The organism is Paraflavitalea devenefica, assembly GCF_011759375.1.
In the GTDB taxonomy this organism is placed as follows: Bacteria; Bacteroidota; Bacteroidia; order Chitinophagales; family Chitinophagaceae; genus Paraflavitalea; species Paraflavitalea devenefica.
Genome location: NZ_JAARML010000003.1, coordinates 871,050 through 886,227, shown reverse-complemented (window position 1 = coordinate 886,227; position 15,178 = coordinate 871,050). Strand labels below are relative to the sequence as shown.

At 48.7% G+C, this 15,178-nt stretch carries 10 protein-coding genes; 4 read left to right on the top strand and 6 right to left on the bottom strand.

Features of this window, described 5'->3' with window-relative positions; translation table 11 throughout:
• Nucleotides 1-248: 248 nt before the first annotated feature.
• A complete protein-coding gene (locus tag HB364_RS21885; RefSeq protein ID WP_167290443.1) occupies nucleotides 249-596 on the bottom strand; it encodes a 4Fe-4S dicluster domain-containing protein in 348 nt (115 codons plus the stop codon).
• A gap of 59 nt (nucleotides 597-655) precedes the next feature.
• Here HB364_RS21885 and HB364_RS21880 point away from each other — a divergent pair, with 59 nt between their 5' ends.
• Together HB364_RS21880 and HB364_RS21875 are read left to right on the top strand one after the other, a co-directional pair.
• Entirely contained in the window at nucleotides 656-1,678 is a 1,023-nt protein-coding gene (locus HB364_RS21880) for an aldehyde dehydrogenase family protein (RefSeq protein ID WP_167290442.1), read from the top strand.
• A gap of 344 nt (nucleotides 1,679-2,022) precedes the next feature.
• A complete protein-coding gene (locus tag HB364_RS21875) occupies nucleotides 2,023-3,522 on the top strand; it encodes a trypsin-like peptidase domain-containing protein (protein WP_167290441.1) in 1,500 nt (499 codons plus the stop codon).
• A gap of 58 nt (nucleotides 3,523-3,580) precedes the next feature.
• On the opposite strand, the gene HB364_RS21870 is transcribed toward HB364_RS21875, so the two are convergent.
• Nucleotides 3,581-4,852, bottom strand: coding sequence for an alpha-amylase family glycosyl hydrolase (locus HB364_RS21870; RefSeq protein ID WP_208420036.1), 1,272 nt, complete (start codon nucleotides 4,850-4,852; stop codon nucleotides 3,581-3,583).
• Nucleotides 4,853-4,917: 65 nt separating this feature from the next.
• Here HB364_RS21870 and HB364_RS21865 point away from each other — a divergent pair, with 65 nt between their 5' ends.
• Nucleotides 4,918-6,153: a 4-hydroxy-3-methylbut-2-enyl diphosphate reductase gene (locus tag HB364_RS21865; protein WP_167290440.1), complete on the top strand. Its 1,236-nt coding sequence runs from the start codon at nucleotides 4,918-4,920 to the stop codon at nucleotides 6,151-6,153.
• A gap of 15 nt (nucleotides 6,154-6,168) precedes the next feature.
• On the opposite strand, the gene HB364_RS21860 is transcribed toward HB364_RS21865, so the two are convergent.
• The 4 genes from HB364_RS21860 to mgtE all read right to left on the bottom strand — a co-directional run bounded on the left by HB364_RS21860 (nucleotide 6,169) and on the right by mgtE (nucleotide 14,460).
• Entirely contained in the window at nucleotides 6,169-8,409 is a 2,241-nt protein-coding gene (locus HB364_RS21860) for a DUF4954 family protein (protein ID WP_167290439.1), read from the bottom strand.
• A 25-nt stretch (nucleotides 8,410-8,434) separates the two neighbouring features.
• Nucleotides 8,435-10,270, bottom strand: a complete 1,836-nt coding sequence (glmS, locus tag HB364_RS21855) for a glutamine--fructose-6-phosphate transaminase (isomerizing) (protein WP_167290438.1) — start codon at nucleotides 10,268-10,270, stop codon at nucleotides 8,435-8,437.
• Between the two features lie 358 nt (nucleotides 10,271-10,628).
• On the bottom strand, nucleotides 10,629-13,076 hold the full coding sequence (locus HB364_RS21850; RefSeq protein ID WP_167290437.1) for a S9 family peptidase: 2,448 nt from the start codon (nucleotides 13,074-13,076) through the stop codon (nucleotides 10,629-10,631).
• A gap of 1 nt (nucleotide 13,077) precedes the next feature.
• Entirely contained in the window at nucleotides 13,078-14,460 is a 1,383-nt protein-coding gene (mgtE, locus tag HB364_RS21845; RefSeq protein WP_246228569.1) for a magnesium transporter, read from the bottom strand.
• A gap of 246 nt (nucleotides 14,461-14,706) precedes the next feature.
• On the opposite strand from mgtE, the gene HB364_RS21840 reads away from it, so the two are divergent.
• Entirely contained in the window at nucleotides 14,707-15,090 is a 384-nt protein-coding gene (locus HB364_RS21840) for an SET domain-containing protein-lysine N-methyltransferase (RefSeq protein WP_167290436.1), read from the top strand.
• Nucleotides 15,091-15,178: the final 88 nt, after the last annotated feature.

Genomic DNA, 15,178 nt, shown 5'->3' with positions numbered 1-15,178 from the left:
TCGACAAAGGAAACGCTTTTACAAACAGTAACAATACCCCGAAGGGGTAATTGTTGTTTTATTAATACGAACGGTATAAAAACCAGAAAGGTGAATAGACGTCAATCTTTTCACCTTTCTACAGCGGGAAATATCACCCGCCTGCTTTAAGTAGTACAAAGACTACATTCACTATTTGAATACTGTTAAGTTACAACAATTCAGCATTTCATTCCAAATTCTGGAAGACGTACTTATGCACACAACTGTTAAACGTGTAATTTCTCTTTCTTGGCCATCAGCTCTTCCACTGTTTCCACATACATTTCATCGGGCACACAGCAATCGACCGGGCAAACGGCCGCACATTGCGGTTCTTCGTGAAAGCCCTGGCATTCAGTACATTTATTGGGCACTATATAATAAATATCCACACTAACGGGCGCCATACGTTGGTCGGCATCCACTAAAGTTCCATCCATCAGGGTAAAAGATCCTTTTATAGTGGTACCGTCGGAAATGGCCCATTCAACGCCCCCTTCATAGATGGCATTGTTGGGGCACTCAGGCTCGCAGGCGCCGCAATTGATGCATTCTTCAGTTATTTTAATAGCCATATTTTGCTTGAATTTAATGGATCGAATACAGTTATTTTGCACGACAAATATACGCTGTAATGAATTTACAACAACGGATAGATTTGCTGAAGCGGTTGGGAGAATATATTTTATCGACTGACAATCAATGGATGGCAGCAAAGGAGCGGGCCTTCCGGGAAAACGGCTGGTTTACGCCGGCCTTTATTGAACTGGCTACCCACAGCATTTCCCATACTTTTCTAAACCCGGCGGCGCTTACCGGCTGGGCTACCCAATATGCCATCCCTGCCGTACAGGTTGCCCCCAAAAATGTGGGCATCGTGATGGCCGGCAATATCCCCCTGGTGGGGTTTCATGATTTCCTGTGTGTATTCATTTCGGGCCACCGGCAAACGATTAAACCCTCTTCCAAAGATGAAGTATTGATCAGGCACCTGGTGGAGCAACTGCATGCCTGGGAACCTGCCACCCAATCGCTCATCGGCCTGCAACCGATGCTGAAAGGGTGCGATGCCTATATTGCCACCGGCAGTAATAATTCGGCCCGCTATTTTGATTATTACTTCGCCAAATTCCCGCATATTATCCGGCGCAACCGCACTTCCGTGGCCATCCTGGATGGTAATGAAACCGTGGAGCAACTGGCTTTACTGGCCGACGATGTGTACCAGTATTTTGGCCTGGGTTGCCGGAATGTGACCCAGCTTTATGTGCCCGAAGGGTACGATTTTGTGCCCCTGCTGGAAACCTTCAAGAAGTACAATGAGCTGGCCGACCACCACAAATACAAGAACAACTACGATTACCAACTGGCGATCCTCATTCTCAATAAGCAGTATTATATGACCAATGGAAGTATTATCCTGCATGAAAACCCCTCCCTCTTTTCCCCCATCAGCCAGTTGCATTATACGTTCTATATGGTGGATCGTGAGACACGAACCACGGCTGAGCAGGAGATCGCAGCTTCCTTACAGAACCATGCGGATATTCAATGCCTTGTAGGCAAAAAATGGCTTCCCTTTGGCCAGGCGCAGCAACCGGGCTTAACGGATTATGCCGATGGGGTAGATACCCTGCAATTTTTACTGTCGTTATGAAATAAAGACAGCTGGAGGGAGACAAATTAACCGGTCCGAAGGACTCCTTTCGGTCCGCAGGACTCCTATGGAGAAGAAGGCGGTAAATAGTCCGAAAGTCCGGAAGTTAAAAGGTCGTCTAACCTCCCTGATCATTAGGATAAGCGTGCAGTTTTCGTATGCATAACTCACTGAGTTCCCGACTTTATTTGTTAGATTTGTATCAGCAAGTACGAAGACTTTAGTAAATTAATTGTTAAACCGGCTGCCCGGTATAACCCTTATAGATTTTGTGGTGTTAATTTGTTTGTGATCGGGCATATAATTTGAATTTGTATTTTCAATCAGAAAAAATTACACAGTATATGAAGTTTAAACAGATAGCAGCTATTGTATTGCTGAGTGCAACCACAACGTTTGCTACTATGTGGGGATACCAACGGTATGCAAAACAGGATACCTACGTTTACCAGAACGATAATAACGACAGCGGTAAGGTGCCGGCTAATTATGCCGACTTTAAAGGAATGACAAACGCTCCGGCCGATTTTGTGCCGGCTGCCAATGCTGCCATACCTGCCACTGTACACATCAAAACAAAAGCTACCCGTACGGCCAGCAATAACCTGCCCCGCAGGAGCCCCTTCGGCGATCTGTTTGATATGGACCTGGATGATTTCTTTGGCGACCGCTTAAGGTCTGTTCCGCAGATGGCTTCCGGTTCAGGTGCTATCATCAGCGAGGATGGATATATTGTTACCAATAACCACGTGGTAGATGGTGCCGATGAGATCAACGTTACGCTGTACAATAAAAAAACTTTCAAGGCAAAGCTGCTCGCTTCCGACCCCAGCAGTGACCTGGCTGTTATTAAGATTGAGGCCAAGGGTCTCCCCTTCCTGATCTATGGTAACTCAGACGAGGTGAAAGTAGGTCAGTGGGTACTGGCAGTAGGTTATCCCTTAACGCTCGAAACTACGGTTACAGCCGGTATTGTGAGCGCCAAAGGAAGGACCCTGGATATTAACGCCCGCCAGAGCCGTACTCCTGTAGAATCATTTATACAAACTGATGCTGCGGTGAACCCCGGCAACAGTGGTGGCCCGCTGATCAATACAGATGGCAAACTGATCGGTATCAACTCAGCCATTGCTTCCCCTACAGGCGCTTATGCCGGTTATTCTTTCACCATCCCGGTAAATATTGTGAAGAAGATCGTAGCCGACCTGATGAAGCATGGTACCGTGCAAAGGGCTTACCTGGGTATTGAATATCCCCGTGAAAACCTGAGCGATGAAGTGAAAGAACAAAATGGTATTAGAGAAGGTGAAGGTGTATATGTACTGAATGCCCGCACTGAAGGCGCTGCCGCCGCTGCAGGTATCAAGAAAGGTGATATCATTACCAAGATCAATGGCGTGCCTGTAATAAGTGGCGCCGATATGGTAGGACAAATTGCAACTTACCGCCCCGGCGATAAAGTAAATATTTCCTACAAACGTGATGGCAAGGAATACTCCGCTGCAGTAACCCTGCGCAATGAGTCGGGCTCTACCGATATCGTACGCACTTCTGTGCTGGATAAACTGGGCGCCGAACTGCAAACGCTGAGCAAAGAAGACGCCAAAGAACTGGGTGTGAATGGTGGCGTGGTGATCAAAGCCATTACCGGTAAAGGAGCCCTGAGCAAAGTAAGGGTACAGGAAGGATATGTGATTGTAAAGGCCGACGGCAAGGAAGTAAAAACAGTAGATGATTTCAGGAAGATCATGGAAAGCGCCAGCGGCAATGTGAAGGTGGAAGGTATGTATCCCGGTTACGAGGGTATCTATCCCATCGTGATCCCCATGAACAGCGCGAACTAAGCTTTAATCATAATAAAGGTGCCGCGGGACTTTCGAAAGGAGGTCCCGCTTTTTTTATTTAATCGGTTAACACCAGGTAATCCCAGGGTTTACAGCCGATGGTGAGTTGCGGGGTAATGATGAACGGCCGCTTATCGAAGATATTGGTGAAGGTACCCTGTACCTTGCCTTCGGGCAATTGTATGGATGCAGGTTGCGGGGAAAGGTTCAGCACTACCAGCACCTGCCTGTTTTCATAATAACGTGCATAGGCAAATACCTGCTCATTATTCGTGGTAGCTATGCGTACAGGCCGCGTTTCGAGGGTATTGCCCAGAGCCGGATGCTGCTTACGCAACTGGTTGAGGATTTTATAGAAGTCGTGCAGTTGATTACGGCCGGTCCACTCAATCGTATCCCTGTCAAAGAATTTCAGCCGTTTCAGGTTGGGCAGTTCCTGTCCGCTGTAAATAAGGGGTATACCATGCCAGGTGGCATCAAAAACAGCGAGGGGCCTGGCAGCGCCGTCATACTTTTCGTATTCGGTGCCATTCCAGCTATTTTCATCGTGGTTGGCAGTAAAGAACAATGGACAAGTGAACGCCGGATAATCCTCCCGGTACACCTGCAACAGCCCCACCAGGTTTTCCAGGGTCAGTTGCCCCTTGCAGAATTTTTCTGTATGGTGCATCCAGCGCCAGGCATAGCAGGTATCAAATACATCGAGGTAAATAATGTCTTCAGTTTCGGCCAGCCAGAATAAATGCTTGACCTGATCCAGGGCGAGACGCGCCTGCCGCCAGAAATCGAGCGGCACCAGGTGCGCCATATCACAACGGAAGCCATCAATGTTGCATTCTTTTACCCAGAACTCCATGGCGCTGATCATGGCGGCCCGCATGGGCTGGTCGTAGTAGTTGAGGTCTATTACATCATCCCAGCCATGGGTATCATAATATTTACCATTAATATCTTTTTTATAGTATTCGGGATGGGTGGTAGTCCACACATGATCGAGCCCGGTATGATTGGCTACCCAGTCAATGATCACTTTCATGCCCGCTTCATGCGCCTGCTGCACCAGCTTTTTGAAATCATCCACCGTACCAAATTCAGGATTGGTGGTGCTGTAATCGGAACAGGCATAGTAGCTGCCCAGGGTGCCTTTGCGGCCGGCTTTACTGATGGGCGTAATGGGCATGAACCAGAGTACCTCCACGCCCATATCGGCCAGCCGGGTCAGGTGCCGGGCAAAAGCGGCAAAAGTTCCCTCCGGCGTATATTGACGGATATTCACTTCATAAACGTTGGTATTACTGCTCCAGGCTACCGGTGTAAAACGTCTCAGCATGATACGAATATATAGCTTCTGCCGCTATGTGATGCATTCACTGCCAACTTTGTACCTTTGCGGAGATGAAAACATTCAACGTTCCCATCATCTACCGCAGCCCGCTTCTTCATGCCATTAAGGCCCAACGGAAGGCGGAAGATAAGATGAAGAAAGATTTTACCCCTACCCTGCTGAACCTGGGCCCCCTGCATATTTACCTGGCGCGCCATTTTGGTTTTTGCTATGGGGTAGAGAATGCGATTGAGATCTCTTTCCGCACGATTGAAGAGAATCCCGGCAAACGCATTTTCCTGTTGAGTGAAATGATCCACAACCCTCAGGTAAATGCCGACCTGCAACAAAGAGGCGTGCGCTTTTTACAGGATACGTATGGTCAGCAACTGATTCCCTTTGAAGAATTGAATCCCGATGATGTGGTGATCATTCCCGCTTTTGGCACTACACTGGAAATAGAAGAAAAGCTCAACAGTTTTGGTATCCCCACTGAGAAATACAATACTACCTGTCCCTTCGTGGAGAAGGTATGGAACCGCAGTGAGCAGATCGCTAAGAAAGGATATACGATCGTTATCCATGGCAAACCCAAACATGAGGAAACGAGGGCTACTTTTTCCCATGCTGCAGAGAATGCGCCTTCAGTAATCGTGAATGATATGAAGGAGACGATACTGCTGGCGCAATACATTACCGGCGAGCAGGACCCGGCCCATTTTTATACTGCCTTCGCCGGCAGGTATTCACCGGGCTTTGATGCCGCCAAAGACCTGCAGCGCATCGGTGTAGTGAACCAAACGACCCAACTGGCTACCGATACACAGGCGATTGCCGATTACCTGAAACAAACCATGCGCCAGCATTACGCGCTGACAGATGTTACTATCGGGGAACGCTTTGCTGATACCCGGGACACTTTGTGCTATGCCACGAATGATAACCAAACGGCCATTACGCATATGCTCAATACCCCGGCCGACCTGGCCATCGTAGTGGGAGGGTATAACTCTTCCAATACTACCCACCTGGTGGAGCTATGCGAAGAAAAACTGCCCACTTATTTTATTAATTCAGAAGAGAAGCTGATCTCCAACAGCAGTATCCTGCATTATAACTATCATACGAAGCAGGAAATATTATCCGCCAATTACCTGCCTAACCAACAGCCGGTACGCATGCTGATTACCAGTGGCGCTTCCTGCCCCGATGCATTGGTAGAAGGCGTGATCAGAAGGCTGGCGTCGTTCTATGGAGCAACGGATGCAGTGGATGAACTGACAGCACAGTTTGAAGGGAAGTTATAAAACAGGTGTTAGCTGTTAGCTTTTAGCCTTTAGCGCTTCTTTACCTAATTGCCATTTTTTGATGAGCTGCTGAACTGTTTTTTTATAGCTCTCCAAGGCAGCCTGCTCCTGTTTGATGAAGGTATTATCAGTCAATTTGCCGACCACTTTATCCATTGCTTGCTGGCTTTCATACACCATTTTGCGGAAGGGATTACGGTAGTCTTTGGCCCGGGAATCATAGATGCCCTTTGCCATCCATTCTTTGGTAGCGATGCTTTGCTCCAGCAGCGCTTTAATAACAGCAGGAGCCACTTTCTTTCCCTGAATGCCATGCACCTCTTTCAAAGCCGCAAAGGCATGCAACAGCTTTTCCTGGCCGTAGCTTGCTGCCTGTTGCTGGTAAAAAGTATGGATATCATTCCAGCTCTTCACGCGCCCGGCATGCACCTGCTTAATGAGCTTGTCAATAGCTGTGCGCAATATAAGCTGGCCGCCGGCATTCACCCATTGGGAAATGACTGGTTTGGCAGGAATGATTTCCTGTAGCTGCTCCCAGGATTTAATACCATGAGCGCGGGTATATTCCAGCACCTGCTGTACCGCATAATATGTTACCAGCTCCCTGAAAATACGGTAAGCGGCAGGTACTTTGATCAGCACTGCCGGCCTTGTAGTATTTTCAAATCCCTCTGCCAGTATTTCCAGTTGATTGACTACAGGATCATTATTGTCCAGCAGCTTTTTACCGATGGCAATGATTTCTTCTGCGGTAAGTTTTTTATGATTGCCTTCTTTCCTGAGCCACGCTTTACCGGTGTAAAGCTGCAATAAAGAGAGGGACTGTACGATCTCATTCACAGAATCAGGCGCCAGGAAATTGAACTCAATAGGTTGGGTTTTATTGATGCGCTTATCACGGTCCACATACTTCCAGGAGTTGCGGGCAAGGGCATACATATTATAGAGGAACCAATAGGCAGGCATTACCACCAGCCTGTTATTGGTAACATCATTACTAACCAGTGAAAAAGGCACCGGTATATCCAGCTCGGCCGGGAAATCGCCTTTGGCCAGGATGGTAAAAGTAGCAAAGCGTGAATTGTGTTTAATACTTACACACAGGCCCGGCCAGAAACCACGGCCGGCAACCAGTTCTCCGTCCGGACTGCGCGAGTTGTGGTTGGAGCCAATGGTAGCGCCTGCCGCCATATTGCTCTGTCCCTGTACCAGGGCAGCACACAGGAAGGAGTTATTATGGTGTTGCTCATGTGCCGGAAAGATGAGCGAATTCAATACCTCACAACAGGAAATCGTTGAGTTATCGCCCAAATAGGAATTGATCAACCGGGCGCCATATTTTAATTGGGAATTCGAAGCCAGGAAGAAACGGACGGCTTTTACGCCATAGAACAGGCGGCATCCGTAATCGATGATGCCATTCACCAGCTCACATCCCTCGCCTACCTGGGAGGGCGCTTCCGCCGAGGAGTTGATGGTCACATTCTTGATCTTGTTGGCGCCTTTGATATAGGCATCCGTACCCACCTTCACATCTTTTACAATGCGGCAGTTCTTGATCACCGTACGGTCGCCAATAGTGCCGTAGTAACCACGGCGGGTATCGAACTTTTGCTGTGTGAACTGTTTTAGCTTATTCTGTAATATTTCATCATCCCGGAATTGCGTCCATAGCCAGGCATCGCCAGGCAACATACCATCAAAAGGCATAATGCGCCGGCCACCATTCTCATTGCACACTTCCAGCCAGATGCGTATGCTTTCTGGTTCTCCTTCTTTGAGGATACCACTGCCAAATTTAGCATGGTCGGTAGCATCAATTTCGTTCACATTCACCAGTATCACTTCATTGCCGGTGATGTAGTGCGATAAAAAGTTGACATTATCTACCACTACATTATCACCAAAATCACAACTGATGATCGTGCTGTTGTACAGTCCTACCGGCCTGCGGAGGTTATGGAATTCCAGGTAATAAGGCTCCAGCTTGCCAATGCGTACCAGGCCAAAGAACTTACAGTTCTGTACCAGTTCGGGATTGAAGGCATCAGATACCAGGATATTGTTCCAGTTGTCGGAAGTATTGCGGTTGCGCACCAGCATTTCTATTTCATAAGCGGTGAGCTGGCGGTAACGAATATTGCTCTCATTTTGCTGGTTGCGCAGGTAATATTCATCCTTTCCCTTAGGAACGTATTCTGCGGGAATGAAGTGGTATCCCAGTGTATGGAGCGGGCTTTTTTTGATGATATTCATAACACAGGTTTCTGGTTACTGGCAACTATTCGACAGTTACACTCTTGGCAAGATTTCTCGGCTTATCTACATCCAGTTCTTTGGCTACGCCGATATAATAAGCCAGTAGCTGCAGGGGTATTACACTCAGCATAGGCGCTACCAGCTCATCAGCAGCAGGTACGATGATCACATCATCGGCCATTTTGGTGATGGTATCGTCTCCCTCTGTAATAACGGCAATAACCTTTCCTTTGCGGGCCTTGATCTCCTGGATATTGCTGACGATCTTTTCGTGGTAGGAATCTTTGGTCGCTACAAACACCACAGGCAGGGTTTCATCTACCAGGGCAATGGGACCGTGTTTCATTTCAGCGGCAGGATAACCTTCTGCATGTATGTAAGAGATCTCTTTTAGTTTCAGGGCTCCTTCGAGCGCTACGGGGAAGTTGTATCCGCGGCCGAGGTACAGGAAATCTTTGGCATCCTTGTATTTTATAGCCAGCTTACGGATGGCCTCGCTGTCTTTAAGCGCTGCAGGCACTTTTTCCGGTATCTCATGCAGCTCATTCAGGAGGTGCATAAAACGCTTGTTGTCTATCGTACCTTTTTCCTGCGCTATCTTCAAAGCGATCATCGTGAGCACTGCCAGTTGGGCCGTAAATGCTTTGGTGCTGGCCACGCCAATTTCGGGACCGGCGTGCGTATAAGCGCCTGCATGGGATATACGGGCTATGGAAGAGCCCACCACATTGACCACTCCAAAGATCATAGCGCCCTGCTCTTTGGCCTTTTCGATGGCCACCAGGGTATCGGCCGTTTCCCCGCTCTGTGATACAGCAATGATCACATCGCCTTTATGGACAACAGGATTGCGGTACCGGAATTCAGAAGCATACTCTACTTCTACCGGTATGCGGCATACTTCTTCAATAATGTATTCAGCGATCAACCCGGCATGCCAACTGGTGCCACAGGCCACAATGATGATGCGGGAAGCATTTTTCAACTGTTCAATATTGTTCTGTACCCCTGCCATGGTAATAGTACCGGCAGCAGCATCGAGGCGGCCACGCAGACAATCAAAGATGGTATGTGGCTGTTCAAATATTTCCTTGAGCATGAAATGATCATAACCGCTTTTTTCAATAGCGGCCAGCTCCATGTCCAGCTTCGTTACAAAAGGCGTGACCTTTTCATTACCGAGGTTTTTGAGAATAAGCTCATCCGGACGGATAATGGCCAGTTCATAGTCATTAATGTATACCACTTCTTTGGTGTACTCAATGATGGGGGAAGCATCGGAAGCAAGGAAGTGCTCCCCTTTGCCAATACCTATTACCAACGGGCTCCCCTTCCGGGCAGCGATCAATGTATCGGGATGGTCCTGGTCGATCAGTACAATTACATAAGCGCCTGTTACCCGTTTCAGGGCAATGCGCACAGCCTCTTCCAGGCCGCAGTCATTGTTAAGCTGGATATCTTCAATAAACTTGAGCAGTACTTCTGTATCGGTATCGCTGGTAAACGTGTAGCCTTTTTTCTGCAGCTCACCTTTGAGCTGGGCATAGTTTTCAATGATGCCATTGTGTATCATGGCCATCTTGCCGTTGGCTGAAATATGCGGGTGGGCATTGCGGTCGCTGGGTTCACCATGGGTGGCCCAACGCGTGTGACCAATGCCTGCATTGGCATGCAGGTCTTTTCCCATAAGGCTTTCTTCCAGATCAGCTACTTTACCTTTCTTTTTGTATACTTTGAGTCCTTGATTCAATACGGCCACGCCGGCGCTGTCATATCCCCGGTATTCCAATCGTTTCAAGCCTTTCAATATAACAGGATATGCTTCTTTAGGACCGATATAGGCTACAATTCCACACATATAATATGTTTCGAGTTTGAAGTTTCGCGTTCCGGGTTCTTTTGTTCAGTGTTGTTGCACAAATGGTAACACCCTGAGTTCTCCGAATCTCAGCAAACGTTTGCGCAATTTATTGAAAATTATGCCGATTATGCAAGATTATGCCAGCCACCATTAATATCCATTAATAATAAACCGTTATAGCAGGCAGAAAAAGGCAGGCTGCGAGCCGCGAGCTATGAGCTGCGAGCCGTTTGCTTCGACAGCAATGCAAGGTTTACAATAAACAAAATGGGTGGATCGTCCCAACTATACAGGACAATCCACCCTTATTTTTCACTGCTCGCAGCTCGAAGCTCAAAGCTCGAAGCTATTTAAGCTACTTCTTCAGGTGTGTTTCAAATAATTTGAATATGCGTTTGTATTCATCCGTCCAGCTACTGGGTTCCACAAAACCGTGGTCTTCCACAGGGTATACGGCCAGTTCCCAATTGTCCTTACCCAGCTCGATCAGCTTTTGGGTAATGCGTACAATATCCTGGAAATGCACATTCACATCCACCATACCATGGCACATCAATAAATGTCCTTTCAGGCCGGCGGCAAAGTTGATGGGCGAACTGCGCTGGTAGGCTATGCTGTCATTGAAAGGTTCATTGAGAATATTGGAGGTATAGCCATGGTTATAATGCGCCCAATCGGTCACAGAACGCAAGGCTCCGCCGGCAGCAAACACCTCTGGTTCGTTGAACATGGCCATTAAAGTGATGAACCCACCATAGGAGCCACCATACAGCCCGATGTTTTTAGGGTTCACACCCAGCTTTTCCACCAGGTATTTAGCACCATCCACCTGGTCGCTGAGGTCTTTACCGCCCATGTGACGATAAATACCCGTACGCCAGTCGCGGCCATAACCGGCACTGCCCCGGTAATCAATATCCAGTACAGTATATCCCTGGTCGGCCAGCAGGTTGTGGAACATGTATTCCCGGAAGTAGCTGCTCCACCATTTATGCGCATTCTGCAGGTAACCGGCCCCATGCACAAATATGACAGCAGGTTTGGAAGTGTGTGGCTGGGCAGGGCGGTACAGGCGGGCATATACTTCAGCGCCATCCCTGGCCTGGAAGGTTACCACTTCGGGATCTTTCCAGGCATAGGCTTTAAACTCAGCCGACTGCGCCTGGCTGGTCACCTGCTGTAGCTTACCGCCGGGTTTATTCTCCTGCAGGTAAAGCTCCCAGGGTTTATTGCTGTAGGAATAAAGGATCGCCAGCCATTTTTCATCCGGGGAGAGGCTTACCTGGTTGGCCCCCGTCATCGTGGTGAGGCGTTCGGCTTTGCCGCCGCCTACGGGCAAACGGTAAAAATGCTGCTCGCCGGGATGCACTTCATTCGTGGTGAGGTAAAAGTATTTTTTGTCTTTGGAAAGGGTGGAGCGTTGTACTTCATATTGACCGCTGGTGAGGGCCTTCTTTTCTTTGGTGTGCACATTGATCGTGTACAGGTGTGAGTAGCCGGTAGCTTCAGATTGGAACCAGAAGGTATTGGCATCTATCCAGCCGGTGTTGAAACTGCCGAATCCACTGGTACCGGGTCCGCCTATCCAGGCCTCGTCCCGCTGACGGTCCAGCAGGGAAAGCCGGCCGGTAGCGCCATCCAGCAACATCAGCCAGCGGTCTTTGTTATCCTGCGAGCGTACCTCTACCACTGCATAATCACCGGCCGGAGACCAGGAAGTATTCTGAAAGCTCACCGCCCGTACAGGAGGGCTCTTGCTTTTTTCGGCATATACTGCCGGGTAATCCTTTACATAATCGGGCAGGTCCCTGATGCCGGGTATAGAATCCGTTTTCACCAGGAATACCGTATCCTTCCTGGTATCATATACAAAAAATTCCTGGGTACTTTGCGGCGCGCCTACTTTCGTACGGCCGGAGATATCTTCTGTAAAGCCACTTTCTGTAACATAGTTGGGAACGATGGTAGCTTTGCCTCCCATGGCTACTTTTATCAGCCGCCAGGCAATGAACCGGCCATCTGCGCTGATGGCAGCGCCAAAGAGGGATTTGTCTTCGATGTAAATGCTGCGCAAGGTTTTTTCTTTGGGCAATGCTTTGCGCATAGAATCGGTCAGTTCCCGCTTGTCCTTACGGCTTTGTAATACCTGCGAATTTTCCAACGCCTCTTCCTGCAACCATTTTTCCTGTGTATTGCCCGTTGCAGTCCTGTTGCCGCGGGAGGCGCCACCTCCCTGTTGTGTACCGCCACGTTGAGGACCGGGGGTGCTTACCGGAGCTGCAGGAGCCGCCAGGCCCGACTGGAAATTGGTCAACTGTACCGTAACGCCGGTGGTGATGTCCCAGGCATAGAGGTTCAGTCCACGGGTGTATACCACTTTGCCCTCATTGAAAGAGAACAGCGGACTGCTTTCGTATTCGACGGTTTGCGTAATGGCGCGTTGCTGTCCTGTTTTCACTTCTACGAGGTAAATATCCCCCTGGCGGGCAAATACATAGCGGCTACGATTGGTATTGTAGCGGATATCACTTTCTTCCAGCAGGCTTTGCCGGAAGGCGTAGGTCGTTTTCTGCGGTGTAAGTGAAGAAGGCGTAATGTAATAGACCGAATCAGCAGTCGCCTTTTCCGGGTTCCAACTGAATGTTAAGTATTTACTATCTGATGACCATCCCGGCCCGGAAGGAGAAGCGCCTATCCATTGGGGATCGCGCATGATCTTTTCAACAGTTAAGGTGGTGGTAGTAGTTTGACTTTGAGCTGCTGTTACCAGCAGCAGCAGGAGGGGCAATATTAGCTTTCTCATATCATAGCAAAATACCGCGTAAAAAGATATAGGCGGCAGAAAAATATATGACAAGGCCAGTTACATCCACCAGCGTCGCTACAAAAGGAGCAGAGGAAGTGGCGGGGTCGGCGCCTAATTTTTTTAATATGATGGGCAACATAGAGCCTGATACGGTACCCCACAGCACAACACCTATGAGGGAAGCGCCTACTGTAAACGCCACCATGATGCCATGGTCGCCATAAGTATGAAAAATAGCGTTCCAGAATACTACCCGGAAAAAACCGATCAATCCCAGCATTGCGCCCAGCAGCAGGCCGGAAATAATCTCCCTTCTCAGTACCCGCCACCAGTCTACGATCGTGATCTCCCCTACCGCCATCGCCTGTATGATCAGCGTGGAAGCCTGCGAACCACTGTTACCACCACTGGATATGATGAGTGGCACAAATAAGGCCAGCACCACTGCTTTTTGTATCTCGTCTTCAAAATACCCCATGGCAGTAGCGGTGAGCATTTCACCGAGGAATAATACCACCAGCCATACCACCCTTTTTTTGAAGAGTTTAATAATAGGCATCTCCAGGTAGGGTTCATCCAATGCTTCGGTACCCCCCATCTTCTGCATGTCTTCACTGAATTCTTCACTGGCCACCCACAGGATATCGTCAATGGTCACAATACCCAGCAGGATATTTTTATCGTCCACTACCGGTAATGCCACCCGGTTATTCATTTTAAATACCTGGTTGGCAGCTTCCTGATCATCATTGACATTGAGTACTATAAAACGGTTATCGATCAGCTCCCCTACCTGTTTATCGGGACTGGCCAGTAATATCTCCCTGATCCGGATGTCATCTACAAACTCGCCTTTATCCGTCACCACATAGATCACATCAATCGTTTCACTGTCTTTACCCACTTCCCGGATATGTTCCAGTACTTCCTGTACCGTCCAGTCGACCTGTACGGCAATATAATCCGGCGTCATCAGCCTGCCCACGCTACCTTCGGGATAGCCCAGCAGGGATAGGGTAACACGGCGTTCTTCGGGGTCCAGCAGCCTGATCAGTTCTTTTACCACCTCACTAGGCAGTTCTTCCAGGAAAGAGGTACGGTCATCGGCAGGCAGCTCATTAAGCAGTTCGGCCGTTTTATAAGGAGGTAATTCCTGGATAATGGCTTTCTGGGTAGAGAGGTCCAATATTTTGAATACGCTGGCGGCCCGGTGCATATTCATGTGCTGGATGATCTGGCTCTCGTAATCGGGCAATTCATTGATGAGCTCCGCCACATCACTGATGTTCTGGTCGTTCAGAAACTCCCGGATGGAGATTTCATTACCGCTGCGCATCAGCTCTTCAAACTGGTCCTGTATCGTGATGTCTTCCATGCTCATGGCCCCAAATGTACGGAAGGCATTGTGAATCGGCAATCAGGAATCGGCAATTGACAATACGTTTGCATCCATAGGGCCGGAGGCCCTGGAATAAAGCTGCGGGACTGCAAGTCCCGCAGAGCATACCCGGCACCGGGGAAGCCCTACATTAATTTTTGATGATTGAGTAGCCAATCGGGGCCTCTTCAAAAATAATAGTTAATTTAGGCTGGTTTCAATTTCTGACCCTCATACCTCGATTTTCTTATGATCCTGCCATGTTTATTTATTGCCCCTACCCGGGACATGGGCCGCGGCGTTTTCACCTCCCAGAGCCTGGAAGCCGATAGTATTGTAGAAATATCACCGGTTATTGCGATGGGCAGTAAGGACCGCGCCTTGCTCGACCAGACCCTCCTGCACGATTATATTTTTGAATGGGGCAATGACAAGCTGCAGTGCTGCATGGCCCTGGGATATGTGCCCATCTACAATCACGCCTACGCTTCCAACTGCGAATACGAGATGGATTATGCGCATGAGATCATTACCATTAAAACGGTGCGTTTTATAAAAGCAGGCGAGGAATTGTTCATCAATTATAACGGGAACTGGGATGATGACAAACCCCTGTGGTTTGATGCGAAATGAGGAGTTAGCCGTTAGGTATTAGCTGTTAGCTTTGGGCGCCGCAACGTCCCTTACAGGAGACGCTGCGGGGAAATCTATTTGAGAGGGG